The sequence below is a fragment of the Pseudomonas sp. PDM15 genome (assembly GCF_014851565.1).
Lineage (GTDB): Bacteria > Pseudomonadota > Gammaproteobacteria > Pseudomonadales > Pseudomonadaceae > Aquipseudomonas.
Window position 1 is genome coordinate 780621 of record NZ_JACVAA010000002.1, and the last position, 19615, is coordinate 800235.

The window sequence follows — 19615 nt, forward strand, 5'->3', positions numbered from 1 at the left end:
AAAAAAAGCCCGCTCGACGCGGGCTTTTTTATGGGCGCTCACTAACGCGACTGCACCAGACTGAGCACCTCGGCACTCTGCTGCGGGCGCTGCGCCAGGAAGCGGGTGCAGCTGACGCGCAGGAACGAGGCGAAGTTGACCACCTCGCCCCGATAGTCCATGACCTCCTCGTACAGCTTGGTGATCAACTGATTGGTGGTCATGCCATCGACTTCGGCGATCTCGCGCAGGATGTCCCAGAACTGGTTCTCCAGGCGCAGGGTGGTGACTACCCCACGGATGCGCAGGGAGCGCGAGCGCGACTCATAGAGGATGGGGTCTGCCTTCACATAGAGTTCGCACATCGCACTCTCCTCCTCTCTCAGCCCAGTACTTTCAGGAACGCCGCCAGCCAGGCCGGATGCGCCGGCCAAGCGGGAGCTGTGACCAGGTTGCCGTCGACGTGCACACCATCCATCGGCACCTCCACGTACTCGCCACCGGCCAGGCGCACTTCCGGCGCGCAGGCCGGGTAGGCGCTGCAGCCACGACCCTTGAGCACGTCGGCAGCGGCCAGCAGCTGGGCGCCGTGGCACACGGCGGCAATCGGCTTGGCGGCCTTGGCGAAGGCCTGCACCAGGGCGATCACCTCGGCGTTCAGGCGCAGGTATTCGGGGGCACGACCGCCGGGAATCAGCAGGCCGTCATAGGCGCTCTCGGAGACCTTAGCGAAGTCGAAGTTGAGGGCGAAGTTATGCCCCGGCTTCTCGCTGTAGGTCTGGTCGCCCTCGAAGTCGTGGATCGCGGTACGCACGGTCTGCCCGGCGCTCTTGCCGGGACATACCGCATGCACGGTATGGCCGACCATCTGCAGGGCCTGAAACGGCACCATGGTCTCGTAGTCTTCGACGTAGTCGCCGACCAGCATCAGGATCTTCTTCGCCGCCATGGCAGTTACCTCCTCTAGGTGAATGTGGCGCCAGTCTGCGCCGCCTCGCCCACTTCAGGGTAACAGCTGGCTACTACAGGGCCATGCCCGCCCATGAAAAAGCCCCGCACTGGGCGGGGCTCTTCATTGCAGCAATGCCTTACAGCGGCTTGCCGCGATTGCCGTGGGCAGCGACGAACTGCTGCACGGTCTGCAGGTCGTTGGCCAGCACGGTGCAACGCTCGTCGCGCTGGAACAGGTCGGCCAGGTGCGGCGGCAGGGCCGGCACCGCGTCGATCCCAGCCTTCTCCACCGCTTCCGGGAACTTGACCGGGTGCGCGGTACCCAGGGTGACCATCGGCACCGCCAGGCTGCGGCGGCACTCGCGCGCGGCACGCACGCCGATGGCGGTGTGCGGGTCGAGCAGCTCGCCGCACTCCTGGTACACCTCGGCGATGGTCTCGCAGGTCTGCTCGTCGTTGACGGCCAGGGAGTCGAACAGCTTGCGCGCCTCGGTCCAGCGGTCTTCCTCGACGCTGAAGCCGCCGCCCTGCTTGAAGGTGTCCATCAGGCCGGCGATGGCGGCGCCGTTGCGACCGTGCAGGTCGAACAGCAGGCGCTCGAAGTTGGACGAGACCATGATGTCCATCGACGGCGACAGGGTCGGGTGCAGAGTGTCCTTGACGTACTGATTGCCGCTCATGAAGCGGTGCAGGATGTCGTTGCGGTTGGTGGCGACGATCAGTTGGCTGATCGGCAGGCCCATGTTGCGCGCCAGGTAGCCGGCGAAGATGTCACCGAAGTTGCCGGTCGGTACCGAGAACGCGATGGAGCGCGCCGGACCACCCAGCTGCAGGGCTGCGTGGAAGTAGTAGACGATCTGGGCCATGATCCGCGCCCAGTTGATCGAGTTGACCGCTACCAGGCGGGTGCCCTTGAGGAAGCCCTGGTCGGCGAAGCTGGCCTTGACCATCTCCTGGCAGTCGTCGAAGTTGCCTTCGATGGCGATGTTGTGAATGTTCTCGCCGAGGATGGTGGTCATCTGCCGGCGCTGCACCTCGGACACGCGGTTGTGCGGGTGCATGATGAAGATGTCGACGTGCTCGCAGGCCTTGCAGCCTTCGATAGCGGCCGAACCGGTATCACCGGAGGTGGCGCCCATGATCACCACGCGCTCGCCGCGCTTGCTCAGCACGTGGTCGAGCAGGCGACCGAGCAGCTGCAGGGCGAAGTCCTTGAAGGCCAGGGTCGGGCCGTGGAACAGCTCCAGCACCCACTCGTTGCCGTTGAGCTGGCGCAGCGGCGCCACGGCGTTGTGGGCGAACACGCCGTAAGTCTCTTCAAGGATCTTCTTGAAATCGGCGTCGGCGATGCTGCCGGTAACGAACGGGCGCATCACACGGAAGGCCAGCTCGTGGTACGGCAGGCCGGCCCAGGAAGCGATCTCCTCCTGGGTGAAGCGCGGCAGGTTTTCCGGCACGTAGAGGCCACCGTCGCTGGCCAGACCGGCGAGCAGGACGTCTTCGAAGTTGAGAGCCGGGGCCTGGCCGCGGGTGCTGATATAACGCATGACTTTCTACCTCAGACCAGTTGCTCGACGCGGATACGCACGACTTTGCCGACCACATCAGCCAGCCCCTCGAGGGCGGCGATGGCGTCGTCGATACGCGATTCGACGACCCGGTGGGTGACCAGGATCATCGGCACCAGACCGTCGTGCTCTTCGGCCTCTTTCTGCATGATCGATTCGATGTTGATGCCGCGCTCGGAGAGGATGCTCGCCACCTGGGCCAGCACGCCCGGATGGTCCTTGGCCTGGATACGCAGGTAGTAGGCGCTCTCGCACTCGGCGATCGGCAGGATCGGGTGGTCGGACAGCGAATCCGGCTGGAAGGCCAGGTGCGGCACGCGATTGGTCGGATCGCTGGTCATGGCGCGAACCACGTCGACCAGATCGGCGACCACGGACGAGGCGGTCGGTTCCATGCCGGCGCCGGCACCATAGAACAGGGTGCTGCCGGCAGCGTCGCCGTTGACCATCACCGCGTTCATCACGCCGTTGACGTTGGCGATCAGGCGGTCCGCCGGAATCAGGGTCGGGTGTACGCGCAGCTCGATGCCGGCCTCGGTGCGACGGGCCACGCCGAGGTGCTTGATGCGATAGCCCAGGGCCTCGGCGTAGTTCACGTCGGCGCTGGTCAGCTTGCTGATGCCCTCGGTGTAGGCTTTGTCGAACTGCAGCGGGATGCCGAAGGCGATGGACGCCAGGATGGTCAGCTTATGAGCAGCATCGATGCCTTCCACGTCGAAGGTCGGATCGGCTTCGGCGTAGCCGAGGACCTGGGCTTCCTTGAGCACGTCGGCGAAGGCACGGCCTTTCTCGCGCATCTCGGTGAGGATGAAGTTGCCGGTGCCGTTGATGATACCGGCCAGCCAGTTGATGCGGTTGGCGGCCAGGCCCTCGCGGATCGCCTTGATCACCGGGATGCCGCCGGCCACGGCGGCTTCGAAGGCGACGATGACGCCCTTCTCGCGCGCTTTGGCGAAGATCTCGTTGCCGTGCACGGCGATCAGCGCCTTGTTGGCGGTGACCACGTGCTTGCCGTTCTCGATGGCCTTGAGCACCAGCTCGTGGGCCAGGGTATAGCCACCGATCAGCTCGATGACCACGTCGATTTCCGGGTTGTTGGCCACGTCGAAGATGTCGGCGGTGATGGGGGTGGCACCGGTTTCACACTTCGGGTTGGGGCGACGAGCGGCAATCTGCGCGACTTCGATTCCACGCCCGGCACGGCGGGCAATCTCCTCGGCGTTGCGTTTGAGTACATTGAAGGTACCGCCACCGACGGTACCCAACCCACAGATGCCCACTTTCACCGGTTTCACGTTGTTTTCCCCATCTGCCTACACGAAACGGCCGGGGCGAGCCCCGGCCGCACAAAAGAGCCGCACTTTACGAAGCGCCAGACCCCAGGTCAATCGGGCCGAGGGCCCGATTACTTGGCCTCCAGGGCAGCTTTCGCCAGTTCTGGAGCCGGCTGGTAGCCCGGAATCAGCTCGCCGTTGCCCATGACGATGGCCGGAGTGCCATTGACGCCGATCATCTGACCCAACTCGTACTGCTTGGCCACCGGGTTGTCACAGGTAGCCGCCGGCAGCTCCTGGCGGGATTTGGCCTGGTTCATAGCGGCCTGGCGGTCCTTGGCGCACCAGACGCTGACCAGCGTGTTGTAGCCGTGGCTCTCGAGACCCTGGCGCGGGAAGGCCACGTAGCGCACCTCGATGCCACGGCGATTGAGCTCCGGTACTTCGCTGTGCAGCTTCTGGCAGTAGCCGCAGTCGGTATCGGTGAACACGGTGATATGCGCCTTGGCTGGCTCCTTGGGCGAGAACACCACCATCTCGCTAGTGGGGATGCTGTTGATTTCCTTGGCCACGCCCTTGCTCTCGGCCTGGCGGGTCAGGTTGACGGCATCGTTGCCCTTGAACTGATAGAGATTGCCCTGCATCAGGAACTGACCGTCGGCACTGGCGTAGAGCAGGCGACCGCCTTTCAGATGGACCTGATACAGACCGGTCATCGGGCTCTCGGCGATGGCCTCGATGGGCATATTGGGTTGCAGCTTGGTCAGGGTGGCACGAATCGCCTGGTCAGGATCATCGGCGAAGGCGATAGAAGCGGCGAGACCCAGAACGGCACCGCCCAGAACACGAATAACAGACATGGAACACTCCTATGACAGTGCTCCCAGCCTACCACAGCACATCTGCGCAGCCGACCGCAGACGCTGGGCGGACATCCCAGGCGGATGGGCGCGTAGAAACTCGCACTACGCAGTATTCAGCAACCGTGATGACATCCCTGTCGAGATACCGAGACACCGCCAATCCCCGGCCCGGCCATCCATGGGCAGTCGTTCGTCTTTGCGACGCAGCGCGTCGCAAGAGGCTCACCCCCTGGGGTGATGCTGGGCATGCAGCTCCTGCAACCGCGCACGAGCGATATGGGTGTAGATCTGCGTGGTCGACAGATCGCTATGCCCCAACAGCATCTGCACCACCCGCAGGTCGGCGCCGTGATTGAGCAGATGGGTGGCGAAGGCATGGCGCAGGGTATGCGGCGACAACGGCTTGAGAATGCCGGCGACCTTGGCCTGATGCTTGATGCGATACCAGAAGGTCTGGCGAGTCATCTGCTCGCCACGCAGGCTGGGAAACAGCACGTCGCTGGGCCGGCCATCCAGCAGCAACGGTCGCGCCTCACGCACATAGCGCTCGATCCAGACAATCGCTTCCTCGCCCAGAGGTACCAGGCGCTCCTTGCTGCCCTTGCCGAATACGCGCAGCACGCCCTGGCGCAGGTTGACCTGCTCCAGGGTCAGCGACACCAGTTCGGTGACCCGCAAGCCACAGGCATACAGCACCTCGAGCATGGCGCGGTCGCGCAAGCCGATCGGATCCTCCAGCTCCGGCGCCGCCAACAATGCCTCCACATCGGCCTCGGACAGCGACTTGGGCAACGGCCGGCCGAGTTGAGGCAGATCCACCTGCAGCGTCGGGTCTTCGCCGATCAGGCCGTCGCGCAGCAGGTAGCGGTAGAAACCGCGCAGGCCGGAGAGCAGACGCGCCGTCGAGCGGGCCTTGTAGCCCTGCTCCAGGCGCCAGGCCAGGTGATCGAGAATGACCTCGCGTACGGCGCTTTCCAGCGCCAGCCCACGCTCCTGCAGCCAGGCATGGTAATGACCGAGATCGCTGCGATAGGCGGAGCGGGTATGCGGCGACAGGCCCTTCTCCAGCCACAGGGCGTCGAGGAAACGGTCGATCAGGTGATGATCCAGAACGGGCATGGTACGGCAGAAGGTCTCGAAGACAGGACCAGGGCAGTCTTCCATATCCATCAACGTGGCGACCAGTCGGCCCGAAAAGAAAAAGGCGCCCGTAGGCGCCTTTCTCATGCGAAGTCCGGCAGCACCGGTACCGGCTTCTTGTCCTCGCCGATGGCGACGAAGCTGAATACGCCGGTGATGGCCTTCTCCCGACCGCCGCAGTACATGCCCTCGACGAATACCTCGACCTCGACCTTGAGGCTGGTGTTGCCGGCCTTGATCACCCGACCGACCAGCTCGACGATGGAGCCGGCGGGAATGGCGTGCTTGAAGTCGATGCGATCACTGGACACGGTCACCAGCGGCAGGCGGCAGAAGCGCGTGGCGGCGATGAACGACACCTCGTCCATCCAGGCCAGGGCGGTGCCGCCGAACAGGGTGTTGTGATGGTTGGTACTGGGCGGAAACACCGCCTTGGTCACGCGGGTTTCCGACAGCTCGGTACGGCGCTGGATCTCTTGTTCTCTCGGGGTCATGCCACTACTGCTCTGCTGAAGAATGTGGCTGCCTCGTGCTGCGCTGTTGTGCTTGTTGTCACGCTGCCCGTGTGGCAGAAACGCTGAGCCCGTCGATCAACGAACCCATAAACGAAAAAAGCAGCCCGCAGGCTGCTTTCTTCAGGTCGGAAGACCGTCCGATCAGGACAGTTTTTCCTTGATGCGAGCTGCCTTGCCGGACAGGTCGCGGAGGTAGTACAGCTTGGCCTTGCGCACGTCGCCGCGGCGCTTGACGCTCAGGCTGTCGATCAGCGGGCTGTAGGTCTGGAAGGTACGCTCTACGCCAACGCCGTTGGAGATCTTGCGTACGGTGAAGGCGCTGTTCAGACCGCGGTTACGCTTGCCGATGACTACGCCTTCGAAGGCCTGCAGACGGGAACGATCGCCTTCCTTCACTTTCACCTGAACGATGACGGTGTCACCTGGGGCGAAGGCCGGGATTTCTTTGTTCATCTGCTCGGCTTCGAGCATCTGGATAATTTTGTTGGTCATGCTGTGCTCCTAAGACAAACCAGGGTTTGCCATCGATACGTTAACTATCGTCCCGCTGGCGGATGTATTCCTCCAGCAGCTTCTTCTCTTCTCCAGAAAGCGAGCGGCTATCCAGAAGATCGACTCGGCGCTCCCAGGTCCGACCAAGGGACTGTTGGAGGCGCCAGCGCCGGATGTGTTCATGGTTGCCACTAAGCAACACATCGGGAACACGTTTGCCCTCGTACACCTCGGGTCGGGTGTAGTGCGGGCAATCGAGGAGGCCATCGCTGAACGAGTCCTCCTCGGCGGAATCTGCATGCCCGAGCGCACCCGGCAGCAACCGCGTTACAGCATCGATCAGCACCATCGCCGGAAGCTCACCGCCGGAGAGGACGTAATCGCCAATCGACCATTCCTCATCGACATGCGCCTCGATGAAGCGCTCGTCGATGCCTTCGTAGCGGCCGGCGATGAGAATCAGCGCCTGCTCGCTAGCCAGTTCACGAACCCCCTGCTGAGTCAGCTGGCGGCCCTGCGGCGACAGGTAGATCACCTTCGCGGCTTCCCCGGCATCGGCCTTGGCAGCAGCCAGGGCATCTTCCAGGGGCTTGATCTTCATCACCATGCCGGGGCCGCCACCGAAAGGGCGATCATCCACGGTCTGATGACGGTCGTCGGTGTAATCGCGCAACTGCCGGCAGTTCAACTGCAGCAGCCCCTGCTTCACCGCACGACTGGTAATGCCGTACTGACTGATGGCGGCGAACATCTCCGGGAAGATGCTGATGACTTCGACACGCATGGCACTCGCTCAGGCAAGAGCCAGGGGCTCAGAAATCCGCGTCCCAGTCCACCCGCATCTCGCCGGCGGCCAGGTCGACCTGCTGCACGCACTGCTCGGTATAGGGCAGCAGGCGCTCGCGATCATCCAGGCTGCCCGGACAGGGCTTGACCACCATCACATCGTTGGCGCCGGTCTCCAGCAAATGATCGAGGCGCCCGAGCAGTTGCCCTTGCAGATCGATCACCTTCAGTCCTTCCAGCTGGTGCCAGTAGAACTCGCCGTCCTCCAGGTCGGGCAGCAGTGCGCGTGGCACGCAAATGTCGAAACCCGCGAAGGTACGTGCTACCTCGCGGTCATCGAGCCCCTTGAGCTTGGCCACCAGGACTTTGCCCTGGAGGCGACCGCTGACCAGCTCCACCTGCTTGACCTCACCCTCGCGCTTGAGCGTCCAGGGGCTGTAATCGAGCAGGTTGTCGATCGGGTCGGTGAAGGAATAGATCTTCACTTCCCCACGCACGCCGTGCACCGAAGTGATCTTGCCGAGGACGATCAGGTCCTCAGCGGACGGCGTAGCGCTCATATTGCTTAGGCAGCAGCCTTGGCAGCTTCCTTCAGCAGCTGAGCAACACGCTCAGACGGCTGGGCGCCCTGGCTCAGCCAGTAGGTAGCGCGCTCTTGGTTCACGGAGAGCTTCACTTCGGCACCGGTGGCGACCGGGTTGAAGAAACCGATGCGCTCAACAAAGCGACCATCGCGCGCATTGCGGCTGTTGGTCACGGTCAGGTGGTAGAAGGGGCGCTTCTTGGAGCCGCCACGAGCAAGACGGATGGTTACCATTGAACTTCGTTCCTGTAATCGGTGCTAACTAAAAGGCACACACTTTAATGGGCCTAGGCCCGAAAGGCCGCATATTCTAAGGATTATCCGGCTATTTGCAAATCTCTTTTTCGGGCCACCCATCGGCCCCGGGCTTACAGCTTCGGTAGCCCGCCCGGCATCATGCCGCCGAGGCCGCGCATCATCTTGGCCATGCCACCCTTGGCGGTGAATTTCTTCATCATCTTCTGCATCTGCTTGTGCTGCTTGATCAAGCGACCGACGTCCTGCACCTGAGTGCCGGAACCGAGGGCGATGCGGCGTTTGCGCGAGCCACTGATGATTTCCGGATCGCGGCGTTCGGACGGCGTCATGGAGTCGATGATCGCCTCCATCTGCTTGAACTGCTTCTCGGCCGCGCCCTGGGCGCCGCCCATCTGCGACAGGTTGACCCCGCCGATGGACGGCAGCTTGTCCATCAGGCCACCGAGGCCGCCCATGTTCTTCATCTGCTGCAGCTGGTCACGGAAGTCTTCGAGGTCGAAGCCCTTGCCCTTCTTCAGCTTCTTGGTGAGCTTCTCGGCCTTCTCGCGATCGAGGGTCTGTTCGGCCTGCTCGATCAGGCTGAGCACGTCGCCCATGCCGAGGATGCGCGAGGCGATACGGTCCGGATGGAAAGGCTCCAGGGCCTCGCTCTTCTCGCCCATACCGATGAACTTGATCGGCTTGCCGGTGATGTGGCGCACGGACAGCGCGGCACCGCCACGGGCATCACCGTCGACCTTGGTCAACACCACGCCGGTCAGCGGCAAGGCATCGCCGAAGGCCTTGGCGGTATTGGCGGCGTCCTGGCCGGTCATGGCGTCGACCACGAACAGCGTCTCGGCCGGGTTGATCGCGGCGTGCACGGCCTGGATCTCGGCCATCATCTCGGCATCAATCGCCAGGCGGCCGGCGGTGTCGACGATGACCACGTCGATGAACTTTAGCTTGGCCTCGGCAATCGCCGCCTGGGCAATGGCCACCGGCTTCTGGCTGATGTCGGACGGGAAGAAGGTTACGCCGATGTCGCTGGCCAGGGTCTCAAGCTGCTTGATCGCGGCCGGACGGTAGACGTCCGCGGAGACCACCATCACGCTCTTCTTCTTGCGCTCCTTGAGGAAGCGCGCCAGCTTGCCGGCGGTGGTGGTCTTACCGGCACCTTGCAGACCGGCCATCAGCACCACGGCCGGAGGGGTGACGGCCAGGCTGAGGTCTTCGTTGGCCGCACCCATCAGCTCTTCCAGCTCGGCGCGCACGATCTTCACGAATGCCTGGCCCGGCGTCAGGCTCTTCGACACCTCGGTGCCGACCGCACGCTCCTTGACCTTGTTAACGAAGTCCTTGACCACCGGCAGGGCGACGTCGGCCTCGAGCAGGGCCATGCGCACCTCGCGCAGGGTGTCCTTGATGTTGTCCTCGGTCAGCTTGGCCTTGCCGGTGACATGGCGCAGCGTCTGTGACAGGCGGTCGGTTAGGTTCTCGAACATGCGCGATCCTTTGAGCGGGGTGCTTGCAGCAAGCGGCGGAGTATAACGAACTGACCGAGCCGCCGACACCGCCGGCAGTCTTTCGTGAAATGCGTCTTGTGTGCCACACTCACGGCCTTTCGGGCCCCGCCATACACGGATTTATGCACCCTCTGCTGCCCAGTCTCGCCGCCGCCGGCCTCTATGTCGGCGCCACTCTATACCAGGGATTGCGCTTCTCCCGCCGTCAGGCGCCGGACAAGCGCCTTCTGGGCCTGCTCGGCGTACTTGCGCTGATCGCCCATGCCTTCAGCCTCAGCCTGCAGCTGCTGCCAGGCGCCGGCCTCAACCTGGACTTCTTCAACGCCTCCAGCCTGATCGCCTGCGCGGTCATCGCGCTGATCCTGATCGGCACCACGCGCATCCCGGTGGAGAACCTGCTGCTGCCGCTGTTCCCGCTGGGCGCGCTGACCGTCCTGCTGGCCCAGCTGGTGCCGGCCGGCACCAGCCAGCCGATCAACGAGGAACCGGGCATTCTCGCCCACATCCTGCTGTCGATCCTGGCCTACGGCCTGCTGACCATCGCCATGTTCCAGTCGCTGCTGCTGTCGCTGCAGGACCACCAGCTCAAGCACAAGCACCCGTCGGGACTGATCCGCAACTTCCCGCCGCTGCAGACCATGGAGAGCCTGCTGTTCGGCTTCCTCTGGGCCGGCTGGCTGCTGCTGTCGCTGTCGCTGCTGTCCGGCTGGGTGTTCTTCGAGGACCTGTTCGCCCAGCACCTGGTGCACAAGACCGTGCTGTCGTGTATCGCCTGGGTGGTGTTCGCCGTGCTCCTGTGGGGCCGCCACCAGCTCGGCTGGCGCGGGCACAAGGCGATCCGCTGGACCCTGGCCGGCTTCTGCCTGCTGATGCTGGCCTACTTCGGCAGCAAGCTGGTCCGCGAATTCATCCTGCACATCTGAGCCCATGACTCTCGCCCCCTACGAGTGGTGGCTGGGCACGCTGATCCTGTTGATCGGCGGCCTGTTGCTGCTGCGCGAACGCAACCTGCTGCCATTGCCCTTGCGCCGCACCAGCCGCGAGGCTCGCGCCGCCGGCGCACCGCGTCATGAGCGCCGCCGCGCACCACGCAACGGCGATGCCCAGGAAGAACGACAGCAGCGCCAGCGTGCACTGCTGCAACTGCTGGAGCTGGAAAAGGTCACGGTGGACGACATCATGATCCCGCGCAGTGAAGTCACCGGCATCGACCTGGACGACGAGTTGCCGCAACTGATCGAGCAGTTGCGTGGCGTCAGCCATACCCGCCTGCCGGTGTACCGCGGCGACATCAACCAGATCCAGGGCATCGTGCACATGCGCCGCCTGGCCGTGCTGCTGACGCAAAACCGCCTGAGCCACGCCACCCTGCTGGCCTGCTGCCAACCACCCTACTTCGTGCCCGAGGGCACGCCACTGGCGACCCAGCTGGTGAACTTCCAGAAGGAGAAGCGCCGCCTCGGCCTGGTGGTGGACGAGTACGGCGACGTGCAGGGCATCGTCACCCTGGAAGACCTGCTGGACGAGATCATCGGTGACTTCAGCCATGCAGAAGGCGCCGGCAACCCGGACATCCTGCCTCAGGAAGACGGTTCGCAGATCATCGATGGCGCGGCCAACATCCGCGAGATCAACAAGGCCCTGGGCTGGCACCTGCCCAGCGAGGGGCCCAAGACCCTCAACGGCCTGGTCACCGAGGCGCTGGAAACCATTCCGGACAGCCCGGTGTGCCTGAAGATCGGCCCCTATCGCCTGGAAATTCTCGAATCCAGCGAGAATCGGGTGAAGAGCGTGCGCCTGTGGCAGACACGCCTCAGGCCGAGCGAGTGATCAGCTCGGCCAGCCCCTCGCCCCAGACCCGATAGCCCAGCGCCGACGGGTGATAACCGTCCCGCGCCAGATAATCATCGGCAAACCGCAGCTTGAGCCGCGCATATTGCGCCCGCTCCTGCGCGCTGATGCGGCGCAACTCGCTGTCCAGCAGACCGGCGCGCAGGCCGAGCAGGCGCCGTAGCAGCCAGGGTAAGGCGCTGAAGTGCTGGATCGGTGGCACTCCGGTGAACACCACGCGGCAGCCATGGGCGGTCATGCGCTGGCTCAGGGCCCGCAGTGCACCTTCCCAGCGACTCAATGAGCTTAGATGGGTGGTGTCGTTGACGCCGAACACCAGCAGCACCAGGTCCGCCGGCTCGCTCAGGGCCAGCGGCAGCAGGCGCTCACAGGCTTCATTGGCGGTGATGCCGTTCTCGCCGCAGGCGCGCCAAGCCACCGGACGCCCCAGGCGTGCTGACAGCGCCCGGGCCAGTTGACCGGCCAGCGCGACTTCCTGGGCTTCTACACCGACACCGGCCACCGTCGACTCACCGATCAGCAGCAGACGCAGTGGCTCACCCGCCCGCTCGACACCGGCAACGCCACTCTGCGCGCCCGAGGCCTCCGGCAGACGCAGCGCCGTGCGCCGGGTCCATAGGGCCTGCGGCAGGGCAATCGGCGCCAGGGCCAGCAGCAGCCCCCACCACAGCCCGGCGCGCAGACGGCTCACAGCTCGACCTTGACCGCCTCGGACGCCCGCACGGCTTTGGCTCGCGCCGCCTCGATGCTCTCGTCGCGAGCCAGGGTCACGCCCATGCGCCGCTGACCATCCACCTCCGGTTTGCCGAACAGGCGCAGCGCGGTGTCCGGTTCGGCCAGGGCCGCGCCCAGATTGGCAAAGGCCACCTGTTGCGAACGACCTTCGACCAGGATCACCGAGGAAGCCGACGGGCCAAACTGGCGAATGCTCGGGATCGGCAGGCCGAGGATGGCCCGCGCATGCAGGGCGAACTCGGACAGGTCCTGGGAGATAAGGGTGACCAGGCCGGTGTCGTGCGGACGCGGCGACACCTCGCTGAACCACACCTGATCGCCCTTGATGAACAGCTCCACGCCGAACAGGCCACGACCACCGAGGGCCTCGGTGGCCGCCAGGGCCACGCGCTCGGACTCGGCCAGGGCCTTGGCGCTCATCGCCTGCGGCTGCCAGGACTCGTGGTAGTCGCCCTTGACCTGGCGGTGGCCGACCGGCGCGCAGAAAGAGGTTCCGCCGATGTGGCGCACGGTGAGCAGGGTGATCTCGTAGTCGAAGTCGATGAAGCCCTCAACAATGACTCGACCCTTGCCGGCGCGGCCGCCTTCCTGGGCGTAATCCCAGGAAGCCTGCAGGTCGGCGTCGCTCTTCAGCACGCTCTGGCCCTTGCCCGAGGAGCTCATGATCGGCTTGACCACGCAGGGATAGCCAACCGACTTCACCGCCTCGGCATAGGCATCAAAGGTATCGGCGAAGTGGTACGGCGAGGTCGGCAGCCCCAGCTCTTCGGCGGCCAGGCGACGGATGCCCTCGCGGTTCATGGTCAGCTTGGCGGCGCGCGCGGTGGGCACCACGGTGAAGCCTTCGGCTTCCAGCTCGACCAGGGTGTCGGTGGCGATGGCCTCGATCTCCGGCACGATGTAGTGCGGTTTCTCTGCCACGATCACCGCGCGCAGGGCGGCACCGTCGAGCATGCTGATCACATGACTGCGGTGCGCCACCTGCATGGCCGGGGCGTCGGCGTAGCGGTCGACGGCGATCACCTCGCAACCCAGGCGCTGCAGCTCGATCACCACTTCCTTGCCCAGCTCGCCGGAGCCACAGAGCAGGACGCGGGTCGCAGTGGGCGACAAGGGGGTACCGATACGGGGCATGCGGATGTCCTCGGAAAAGGGAGAAAGGGAATTCAGGGGCGTGCAGGCTGCTGCAGGAACTGCCCCGCGGTGCGGGTGCGCTCGATGCAGTGCTGCAGCACTTCGCGGCGCTCGTCGTTGCTCATGCGGCCCCAGCGGGTGATCTCGTCCGCCGTGCGCTGGCAGCCGATGCAGATATCGTGGTCGTCCAGCGCGCAGATGCTGACGCAGGGCGACTTGACCGGGCGCTCATCGCTCACGCCTCGTCCTCGACCAGGTCGCGAGCGTAGCGCTGGGCGTTGTGCACATAGTGGGCGGCGCTGCCTTCGAGCATCTTCTTCTGCTGCTCGGTGAGCTCGCGCACCACCTTGCCCGGGCTGCCCATCACCAGGCTGCCGTCGGGAATCACCTTGCCCTCGGGGATCAGGCTGTTGGCGCCGATGATGCAGTACTTGCCGATCTTGGCGCCGTTGAGGATCACCGCGTTGATGCCGATCAGGCTGTAATCGTCCACCGTGCAGCCGTGCATCATCACGTTGTGGCCGACGGTGACGCCCGTGCCGAGCGTCAACGGAAAGCCCATGTCGGTGTGCATCACCGTACCGTCCTGCACGTTGCTGTTCTCGCCGATATGGATCAGCTCGTTGTCGCCACGCAGCACGGCGCCGAACCAGACGCTGGCGCCCTTGTCCAGGCGCACCTTGCCGACTACCGCGGCAGTCGGGGCGATCCAGCTTTCGGGGTGGGCCTCCACGCGGGCATCGCCCAGGCGGTATTTCATCGGTAATTCCTCAGAGCCTGTTTAGGATCTCGCGAGCTAGAGCCAGGCTAGGCAAAAAACTGGCGAGGAAGCAGAGTTTACAAACAGTAAATGAGCATTCCGAGCCTGTTTTTAACGACGCATGGCCGACGCGCAGCAGATCATAGACAGGTTCTTACAGGCGGATGATCTTTACCGAGGGCTGCGGCGGCTGCTCCAGGTCGATGCCGGCGTCGAACGCGACATTCAGCAACTCGACGATCATCACCGCCGTCAGGCCCCAGATCTTGTAGCTCTCGTAGTGGTAGCAGGGCACGTACCAGCTGCGCCCCTCGTAATCGATGCGATGAGTGACCTCGCGCGGGGTCTCGAGGAAGAAGCGCAACGGCACGGCGAAGACCGCGGCGATCTCGCTGTCGTTGGGCCGGTATTCGACGTAGTCCGGCACCACACCGACCCAGGGCGTGACGCGGATGCCGAAGCGCGACACCAGCGGGCTGAGCGGGCCGACCATCTCCACCAGGCCGGGCGGCAGGCCGACTTCTTCCTCTGCCTCACGCAGGGCGGTGAAGGCCAGGTCGGGATCGGTGGCGTCGCGGCGGCCACCGGGGAAGGCCACTTCGCCACCGTGGGTGGACAGGCCGCTGGCGCGCAGGGTCAGCACCAGTTCCGGATCGTCGCCGCGGGTCAGCGGCACCAGCACGGCCGCCTCGGGGTGGCGCTGGTCGGTCTCCAGGATGCGCGGACTATGGTCGCGCACGCGCTGCAGGAGCTCGTCGAGCATGATTGTTCTCGGTTCTTTTCGTCTGCCGGGCATCATGGCATGAAGGCGTCTCCCGCGCATCCTCGCCCCGGCTTGCCGCCACCATGCTTCTGGCGCCAACATGGGCGATGACCCAGGAGAGACCGGCATGAAATTCTGCAGCCAGTGCGGCGGTTCGGTGGAGCAGCGCATCCCCACGGGCGACAATCGCCTGCGCTTCGTCTGCCCGCAGTGCGAGACCATCCACTACCAGAACCCGCGCATCGTCGCCGGCTGCCTGCCGGTGTGGGGCGAGCAGGTGCTGCTGTGCCGCCGCGCCATCGAGCCGCGCCGTGGCTACTGGACGCTGCCGGCCGGCTTCATGGAGAACGGCGAGACCATGGCCGAGGCGGCCATGCGCGAAACCGACGAAGAGGCCTGCGCGCGGGTGCGCGACTTGCACCTCTATACCCTGTTCGACCTGCCGCACATCAGCCAGCTCTACGTGTTCTTCCGCGCCGAGCTGATCGACCTGGACTTCTGCGCCGGCGAGGAGAGCCTGGAGGTCCAGCTGTTCCATGAGCGCGATATCCCGTGGAACGAGCTAGCCTTCCCTACGGTCGGACGTACTCTGGAATGCTATTTCGCCGACCGTCGCGATCAGCTTTTTCCGGTGCGCAACGAGGGGCTGGCTCCGCTCCGCCCTCGTCAGTAACCACTCACCCGAAGGGAGCATTGCCATGGATACCAGCAACCACCACAGCCTGCGCACCCTGTTCGAACAGCTCGGCCTGCCGTCCAGCAACGAGGAGATCGCGGCCTTCATCCGCGACCATCAGCTGTCCAATGGCGAAAAGCTGGCCAAGGCGCCGTTCTGGACCGAGGCCCAGGCCAACTTCCTCGCCGAATCGCTCAAGGGTGACTCCGATTGGGCGATCCAGGTCGACGAGCTGGCCGTGTCACTGACCCAGAAGCCCTGACAAAGACAGATGCAGCAGGCTGGCCGCCGTCGCCGGGTCATCCGCGTCGGTGACCAGCAGAAGGTCGCCCGCTTCATCCAGCGCAATGCCCTCCACCTTCCAGCGACCTTCCAGCTCAGCCAGGCGACGCACTCGGCCGTCACGCTCCACCAGCCCGATCACGGCGCCCAGGCAGGCGCCGTCGTAGTAGCTGTCTGCCGTGTTCTCCGCCGCCGCGCTGAACAACCAGCGGCCGTCGGCCAGCGCCGCGCCATCGGTGAGGCCCAGTGCCACGCCGCCCAGCTCGCCCAGTTCGACCGGATGGATGATCGGCGGCGTCGGCAGCGGGCCATCGCCCAGCAGCCAGTCGCGCAGCTCGGTCCAGCGATAATGCACGGCGGCGTTGGTTGCCTGGCCCTGGTTGCCACGCTGCAACAGAAGGAATTCCTCGCCGAGCAGGAAGCCGCCCTCGATGTTCAGGTCGCTGAAGTATTCGTGCAGCGGCTGGTACAGCGGCGCCAGATCGAGCTGCCGCGGCAGCGCGCCCTCCTCCAGGCCCAGCAGCACCGCGCGCTGGCGATTGGCCTTGGAGCCGGAGCCCAGCGCCAGCAGCGCACCCTGGGCGTGGCCGGGCAATGCCGGCAGCAGGGCCAGGGCCTCCAGGTCCGGCTTGGCCGCCTTGCGTTCGGCCTTCGGCGCCGGCAGCTCGCCTTCGAACAGGCGAACCAGCCGGCCGGGGTCCTCGTCAGCGAGGCTGAACAGGCCAAGGTGCAGCTCGTCGTCGGCCACCACATACAGACGCTCGCCGACCCGCACCAGCGCGCTGGCGGCACTGAGGTGCGCCTGGCCGAGGGGATGAGCGGCCGGGTCGAGGACCAGGGCACGCAGCAGCTTGGGTTGGGGCATTGCCTACTCCATGGGCGGATTGTTCTGAGGGGCTGATCCTACCCAGCCCACCATCCGACTGGCGAGGATTGAACATCATCCTCGGCATAGGCAGACTCTCGCGCTATAACACCTGAATCATCAGGGCCAACACTGAAACACCTCGGAACATCGCAATGCGCTGGTTGCTCGCCTTACTCTGCATTACCTCCATCGGCCTCGCCCAAGCCTCCACCGCCCCGACTCTGCGCGGCAAGGCGATCGACAAGGTGCTGGTGGTCAAATCCGAGCGCAAGCTGCACCTGATGGGGCGCGGCGAGGTGCTCAAGTCCTATCGCATCTCGCTCGGCAAGGCCCCCGATGGCGCCAAGGTGCGCGAGGGCGACCTGAAGACCCCGGAAGGCTTCTACTGGATCGACTGGCGCAAGACCAGCGACAAATACAACCTGTCCATGCACATCTCCTACCCCAACGCCCGCGACGCGGCCAACGCACGCAAGAAAGGCGTCTCGGCGGGCGGCATGATCATGATCCACGGCACGCCGCTGGACGACGAGTACCCCGAGTGGTTCTTCAGCACTCTGGACTGGACTGAAGGCTGCATCGCCATGCGCAATGCCGACATGCGCGAGGTCTGGGATCTGGTCAAGGACGGCACGCTGATCGAGATCCGCCCCTGAGGCTTTGCGGCGCCTAGCTCGCTAAAAGACTCAGAAATTCTGCAAGGCGCCCCAGCGGCGCCTTTTTCATATCCGCCGATCAAAATTTGCTCAATGTTAGTTGGCGCGATAAATTGTTGCGCAGATATCGAGTGGAGGCCCCACCATGAAACAGCCGCAATCCTGCGCCGCCCTGCAGCTGGACAACCAGCTGTGCTTCGCCCTGCACTCCACCTCGCTGTTGATGACCAAGGCGTACAAGCCGATGCTGCAGAGCATCGGCCTGACCTACCCGCAGTACCTAGCCATGCTGGTGCTTTGGGAAGGTGACGGCATCACAGTCGGCGACATCAGCGCGCGCCTGCTCACCGATCCCGGCTCGCTGACGCCGCTGCTCAAGCGGCTCGAAGCCGAGGGCTTCATCACCCGCACCCGCAGCAGCGCCGACGAGCGTGTGGTGGAGCTGCGCCTGACCGAGCACGGCCGCGCCCTGCAGCAGCAGGCCGAGCAGTTTCCCGCCTGCATCCTCGAAGCCAGTGGCCTGACCCTGGAACAGATCGGCGCCCTCAAGAACCAGATAGTCGCCCTGCGCGACCAGTTGCAGCAGTCGCTCTGACCGTTACGCCACCCGCACTGGGTGGCGCCTCGTTTTTCCCGCCCGAAGCCGCTCTAGCCCGCACTTATTCCACAAGAGCAGATCGCTCAGATGGAAAATCTATAAAAATTATCTTGCGCGCAAAATTAAATGCGGCTAACTTCTGCCTCACGCACTTACTTAGCGCGCAAAATTTTAGCCAACAAATCAATAGGAAAATCGCCATGCAAACCATCAAAGCCCTCTACACCGCCACCGCTACCGCCACCGGAGGCCGCGACGGCCGTGCCGTTTCCTCCGACGGCTTCCTCGACGTCAAGCTCACCACCCCGCGTGAACTGGGCGGCCAGGGCGGCGAAGCCACCAACCCGGAACAGCTTTTCGCCGCCGGCTACTCGGCCTGCTTCATCGGCGCCCTGAAGTTCGTCGCCAGCCAGAAGAAGCAAGCCTTCCCGGCTGACGCCTCGATCACCGGCAAGGTCGGCATCGGCCAGATTCCAGGCGGCTTCGGTCTGGAAGTGGAGCTCACCATCAGCCTGCCGGGCATCGAGCGCACCGTCGCCGAAGAACTGGTCGCCGCCGCCCACCAGGTCTGCCCGTACTCCAACGCCACACGCGGCAACATCGACGTCCGCCTGATCGTGGCCTGAGCCCAGCTAGACAAGAGGAGAAAGCCGATGAAAAACCGCCGCATGTTTGCCAGCGCGCTTGCCGCGCTGGCCCTGATCACCACCTCGGCGAGCTTTGCCGAACAACCGGTCAGCCAGCAGTACCGCTACGGCCAGCAGCTGGATGTGGCGGAGGTGATCAGCCTGCACGAAGCCACCAGCGCGGGCTGCAGCGTGGTCGAGGCACAGATGATCTACCGTGACTCGACGGGTGAATTGCAGTCCGTCACCTACCTTAAGCAAGCCGACAACTGCCATAACCAGGGCTGAGGCCCTGGTTGTCCCAACCCAAATCGCCAGGAGAATCATGATGAACATCAAGCAACTCGTTGGAAGCGGCCTGCTCACCTTGGCCATCGGTAACGCCTTCGCCGCCGGCAGCCCCGGTGTGGAACACAACACTCAGTCCTTCCTCCAGGCCCTGGAAGCCGGTGGTGGCAAGCCGCTGGAAACCCTCAGTCCCAAAGATGCCCGCGCCGTACTGGTCGGTGCCCAGGCCTCGGTCAAGGTCGATCTGTCCGGCGTGAGCGTGTCGGAGAAGACCATCCAGGCCGGCGGCCAGTCGATCCCGCTGACCATCGTCCGCCCCGAAGGCGTGAAGGGCGAGCTGCCGGTGTTCATGTTCTTCCACGGCGGCGGCTGGGTGCTCGGCGACTACCCGACCCATGCCCGCCTGATCCGCGACCTGGTGGTGAACTCCGGCGCTGTGGCCGTCTATGTCGGCTACACGCCGT

General features: G+C 64.5%; 27 protein-coding genes. 9 read left to right on the forward strand and 18 right to left on the reverse strand.

Annotated elements, in window-relative coordinates:
• Positions 1–41 precede the first annotated feature (41 nt).
• From IB232_RS07815 to ffh, 12 genes are all read right to left on the reverse strand, one after another.
• Complete coding sequence (locus tag IB232_RS07815) at positions 42–344, reverse strand: ribbon-helix-helix domain-containing protein (protein ID WP_021700295.1); 303 nt, start codon at positions 342–344, stop codon at positions 42–44.
• A gap of 17 nt (positions 345–361) precedes the next feature.
• Complete coding sequence (locus IB232_RS07820) at positions 362–928, reverse strand: DJ-1/PfpI family protein (RefSeq protein WP_192397941.1); 567 nt, start codon at positions 926–928, stop codon at positions 362–364.
• A gap of 139 nt (positions 929–1067) precedes the next feature.
• Positions 1068–2477, reverse strand: a complete 1410-nt coding sequence (thrC, locus tag IB232_RS07825) for a threonine synthase (protein ID WP_192397942.1) — start codon at positions 2475–2477, stop codon at positions 1068–1070.
• 11 nt (positions 2478–2488) lie between these two features.
• The gene (locus tag IB232_RS07830; RefSeq protein WP_192397943.1) at positions 2489–3793 is read right to left on the reverse strand and encodes a homoserine dehydrogenase; all 1305 of its coding nucleotides are present in this window, start codon (positions 3791–3793) and stop codon (positions 2489–2491) included.
• Positions 3794–3903: 110 nt separating this feature from the next.
• The gene (locus IB232_RS07835) at positions 3904–4632 is read right to left on the reverse strand and encodes a thioredoxin fold domain-containing protein (protein WP_192397944.1); all 729 of its coding nucleotides are present in this window, start codon (positions 4630–4632) and stop codon (positions 3904–3906) included.
• 225 nt (positions 4633–4857) lie between these two features.
• Positions 4858–5754, reverse strand: a complete 897-nt coding sequence (xerD, locus tag IB232_RS07840) for a site-specific tyrosine recombinase XerD (protein ID WP_192397945.1) — start codon at positions 5752–5754, stop codon at positions 4858–4860.
• A 104-nt stretch (positions 5755–5858) separates the two neighbouring features.
• Positions 5859–6269 carry an acyl-CoA thioesterase gene (locus IB232_RS07845; RefSeq protein WP_192397946.1) on the reverse strand — a complete coding sequence of 137 codons (411 nt, stop codon included), beginning with the start codon at positions 6267–6269 and terminating at the stop codon, positions 5859–5861.
• Between the two features lie 162 nt (positions 6270–6431).
• A complete protein-coding gene (rplS, locus tag IB232_RS07850; protein ID WP_137971131.1) occupies positions 6432–6782 on the reverse strand; it encodes a 50S ribosomal protein L19 in 351 nt (116 codons plus the stop codon).
• Positions 6783–6822: 40 nt separating this feature from the next.
• Positions 6823–7566: a tRNA (guanosine(37)-N1)-methyltransferase TrmD gene (gene trmD, locus IB232_RS07855; RefSeq protein ID WP_192397947.1), complete on the reverse strand. Its 744-nt coding sequence runs from the start codon at positions 7564–7566 to the stop codon at positions 6823–6825.
• A gap of 28 nt (positions 7567–7594) precedes the next feature.
• Positions 7595–8128 (reverse strand): ribosome maturation factor RimM, encoded by a 534-nt coding sequence (gene rimM / locus IB232_RS07860; RefSeq protein WP_192397948.1) that lies wholly within the window; start codon positions 8126–8128, stop codon positions 7595–7597.
• Positions 8129–8133: 5 nt separating this feature from the next.
• Positions 8134–8385 carry a 30S ribosomal protein S16 gene (rpsP, locus tag IB232_RS07865; protein ID WP_021700306.1) on the reverse strand — a complete coding sequence of 84 codons (252 nt, stop codon included), beginning with the start codon at positions 8383–8385 and terminating at the stop codon, positions 8134–8136.
• Between the two features lie 134 nt (positions 8386–8519).
• Positions 8520–9893, reverse strand: a complete 1374-nt coding sequence (gene ffh / locus IB232_RS07870) for a signal recognition particle protein (protein ID WP_192397949.1) — start codon at positions 9891–9893, stop codon at positions 8520–8522.
• A gap of 143 nt (positions 9894–10036) precedes the next feature.
• Here ffh and IB232_RS07875 point away from each other — a divergent pair, with 143 nt between their 5' ends.
• A complete protein-coding gene (locus tag IB232_RS07875; protein ID WP_192397950.1) occupies positions 10037–10837 on the forward strand; it encodes an inner membrane protein YpjD in 801 nt (266 codons plus the stop codon).
• Positions 10838–10841: 4 nt separating this feature from the next.
• Complete coding sequence (locus tag IB232_RS07880) at positions 10842–11744, forward strand: transporter associated domain-containing protein (RefSeq protein WP_192397951.1); 903 nt, start codon at positions 10842–10844, stop codon at positions 11742–11744.
• On the opposite strand, the gene IB232_RS07885 is transcribed toward IB232_RS07880, so the two are convergent.
• From IB232_RS07885 to IB232_RS07905, 5 genes are all read right to left on the reverse strand, one after another.
• Entirely contained in the window at positions 11728–12456 is a 729-nt protein-coding gene (locus IB232_RS07885) for an SGNH/GDSL hydrolase family protein (RefSeq protein WP_318652242.1), read from the reverse strand. The two genes, IB232_RS07880 and IB232_RS07885, sit on opposite strands and share 17 nt — an antisense overlap.
• A complete protein-coding gene (gene purT, locus IB232_RS07890) occupies positions 12453–13634 on the reverse strand; it encodes a formate-dependent phosphoribosylglycinamide formyltransferase (protein ID WP_192397952.1) in 1182 nt (393 codons plus the stop codon). Before purT ends, IB232_RS07885 begins: the two co-directional genes overlap by 4 nt.
• Positions 13635–13666: 32 nt before the next feature.
• Positions 13667–13873, reverse strand: a complete 207-nt coding sequence (locus IB232_RS07895) for a DUF1289 domain-containing protein (protein WP_192397953.1) — start codon at positions 13871–13873, stop codon at positions 13667–13669.
• Entirely contained in the window at positions 13870–14394 is a 525-nt protein-coding gene (locus IB232_RS07900) for a gamma carbonic anhydrase family protein (protein ID WP_192397954.1), read from the reverse strand. The genes IB232_RS07895 and IB232_RS07900 overlap by 4 nt, the downstream gene beginning before the upstream one ends.
• A 154-nt stretch (positions 14395–14548) precedes the next feature.
• A complete protein-coding gene (locus tag IB232_RS07905; RefSeq protein WP_192397955.1) occupies positions 14549–15157 on the reverse strand; it encodes a CoA pyrophosphatase in 609 nt (202 codons plus the stop codon).
• Positions 15158–15284: 127 nt separating this feature from the next.
• On the opposite strand from IB232_RS07905, the gene IB232_RS07910 reads away from it, so the two are divergent.
• Together IB232_RS07910 and IB232_RS07915 are read left to right on the forward strand one after the other, a co-directional pair.
• A complete protein-coding gene (locus IB232_RS07910) occupies positions 15285–15830 on the forward strand; it encodes an NUDIX hydrolase (RefSeq protein WP_192397956.1) in 546 nt (181 codons plus the stop codon).
• A 25-nt stretch (positions 15831–15855) separates the two neighbouring features.
• Positions 15856–16095: a DUF2789 domain-containing protein gene (locus IB232_RS07915; RefSeq protein WP_137971121.1), complete on the forward strand. Its 240-nt coding sequence runs from the start codon at positions 15856–15858 to the stop codon at positions 16093–16095.
• Here IB232_RS07915 and IB232_RS07920 read toward each other — a convergent pair.
• Entirely contained in the window at positions 16075–16980 is a 906-nt protein-coding gene (locus IB232_RS07920; protein WP_225592169.1) for a DUF6929 family protein, read from the reverse strand. The genes IB232_RS07915 and IB232_RS07920 overlap by 21 nt on opposite strands.
• Before the next feature lie 155 nt (positions 16981–17135).
• Here IB232_RS07920 and IB232_RS07925 point away from each other — a divergent pair, with 155 nt between their 5' ends.
• From IB232_RS07925 to IB232_RS07945, 5 genes are all read left to right on the forward strand, one after another.
• Positions 17136–17639, forward strand: coding sequence for a L,D-transpeptidase family protein (locus IB232_RS07925; RefSeq protein ID WP_192397957.1), 504 nt, complete (start codon positions 17136–17138; stop codon positions 17637–17639).
• Positions 17640–17784: 145 nt separating this feature from the next.
• On the forward strand, positions 17785–18234 hold the full coding sequence (locus IB232_RS07930; RefSeq protein WP_192397958.1) for a MarR family winged helix-turn-helix transcriptional regulator: 450 nt from the start codon (positions 17785–17787) through the stop codon (positions 18232–18234).
• Between the two features lie 203 nt (positions 18235–18437).
• The gene (locus IB232_RS07935) at positions 18438–18863 is read left to right on the forward strand and encodes an organic hydroperoxide resistance protein (RefSeq protein ID WP_192397959.1); all 426 of its coding nucleotides are present in this window, start codon (positions 18438–18440) and stop codon (positions 18861–18863) included.
• A 27-nt stretch (positions 18864–18890) separates the two neighbouring features.
• On the forward strand, positions 18891–19151 hold the full coding sequence (locus IB232_RS07940; protein WP_192397960.1) for a DUF2790 domain-containing protein: 261 nt from the start codon (positions 18891–18893) through the stop codon (positions 19149–19151).
• 40 nt (positions 19152–19191) lie between these two features.
• Positions 19192–19615: alpha/beta hydrolase (locus tag IB232_RS07945; RefSeq protein ID WP_192397961.1), on the forward strand; the 424-nt coding region annotated here is incomplete at its 3' end.

Coding starts and splice junctions, on each gene's coding strand:
- IB232_RS07815 (WP_021700295.1), bottom strand. CDS start 344: ATGTGCGAACTCTATGTGAAGGCAGACCCCATCCTCTATGAGTCGCGC.
- IB232_RS07820 (WP_192397941.1), bottom strand. CDS start 928: ATGGCGGCGAAGAAGATCCTGATGCTGGTCGGCGACTACGTCGAAGAC.
- thrC (WP_192397942.1), bottom strand. CDS start 2,477: ATGCGTTATATCAGCACCCGCGGCCAGGCCCCGGCTCTCAACTTCGAA.
- IB232_RS07835 (WP_192397944.1), bottom strand. CDS start 4,632: ATGTCTGTTATTCGTGTTCTGGGCGGTGCCGTTCTGGGTCTCGCCGCT.
- xerD (WP_192397945.1), bottom strand. CDS start 5,754: ATGCCCGTTCTGGATCATCACCTGATCGACCGTTTCCTCGACGCCCTG.
- IB232_RS07845 (WP_192397946.1), bottom strand. CDS start 6,269: ATGACCCCGAGAGAACAAGAGATCCAGCGCCGTACCGAGCTGTCGGAA.
- rplS (WP_137971131.1), bottom strand. CDS start 6,782: ATGACCAACAAAATTATCCAGATGCTCGAAGCCGAGCAGATGAACAAA.
- trmD (WP_192397947.1), bottom strand. CDS start 7,566: ATGCGTGTCGAAGTCATCAGCATCTTCCCGGAGATGTTCGCCGCCATC.
- rimM (WP_192397948.1), bottom strand. CDS start 8,128: ATGAGCGCTACGCCGTCCGCTGAGGACCTGATCGTCCTCGGCAAGATC.
- rpsP (WP_021700306.1), bottom strand. CDS start 8,385: ATGGTAACCATCCGTCTTGCTCGTGGCGGCTCCAAGAAGCGCCCCTTC.
- ffh (WP_192397949.1), bottom strand. CDS start 9,893: ATGTTCGAGAACCTAACCGACCGCCTGTCACAGACGCTGCGCCATGTC.
- IB232_RS07875 (WP_192397950.1), top strand. CDS start 10,037: ATGCACCCTCTGCTGCCCAGTCTCGCCGCCGCCGGCCTCTATGTCGGC.
- IB232_RS07880 (WP_192397951.1), top strand. CDS start 10,842: ATGACTCTCGCCCCCTACGAGTGGTGGCTGGGCACGCTGATCCTGTTG.
- purT (WP_192397952.1), bottom strand. CDS start 13,634: ATGCCCCGTATCGGTACCCCCTTGTCGCCCACTGCGACCCGCGTCCTG.
- IB232_RS07900 (WP_192397954.1), bottom strand. CDS start 14,394: ATGAAATACCGCCTGGGCGATGCCCGCGTGGAGGCCCACCCCGAAAGC.
- IB232_RS07905 (WP_192397955.1), bottom strand. CDS start 15,157: ATGCTCGACGAGCTCCTGCAGCGCGTGCGCGACCATAGTCCGCGCATC.
- IB232_RS07910 (WP_192397956.1), top strand. CDS start 15,285: ATGAAATTCTGCAGCCAGTGCGGCGGTTCGGTGGAGCAGCGCATCCCC.
- IB232_RS07915 (WP_137971121.1), top strand. CDS start 15,856: ATGGATACCAGCAACCACCACAGCCTGCGCACCCTGTTCGAACAGCTC.
- IB232_RS07920 (WP_225592169.1), bottom strand. CDS start 16,980: ATGCCCCAACCCAAGCTGCTGCGTGCCCTGGTCCTCGACCCGGCCGCT.
- IB232_RS07925 (WP_192397957.1), top strand. CDS start 17,136: ATGCGCTGGTTGCTCGCCTTACTCTGCATTACCTCCATCGGCCTCGCC.
- IB232_RS07930 (WP_192397958.1), top strand. CDS start 17,785: ATGAAACAGCCGCAATCCTGCGCCGCCCTGCAGCTGGACAACCAGCTG.
- IB232_RS07935 (WP_192397959.1), top strand. CDS start 18,438: ATGCAAACCATCAAAGCCCTCTACACCGCCACCGCTACCGCCACCGGA.
- IB232_RS07940 (WP_192397960.1), top strand. CDS start 18,891: ATGAAAAACCGCCGCATGTTTGCCAGCGCGCTTGCCGCGCTGGCCCTG.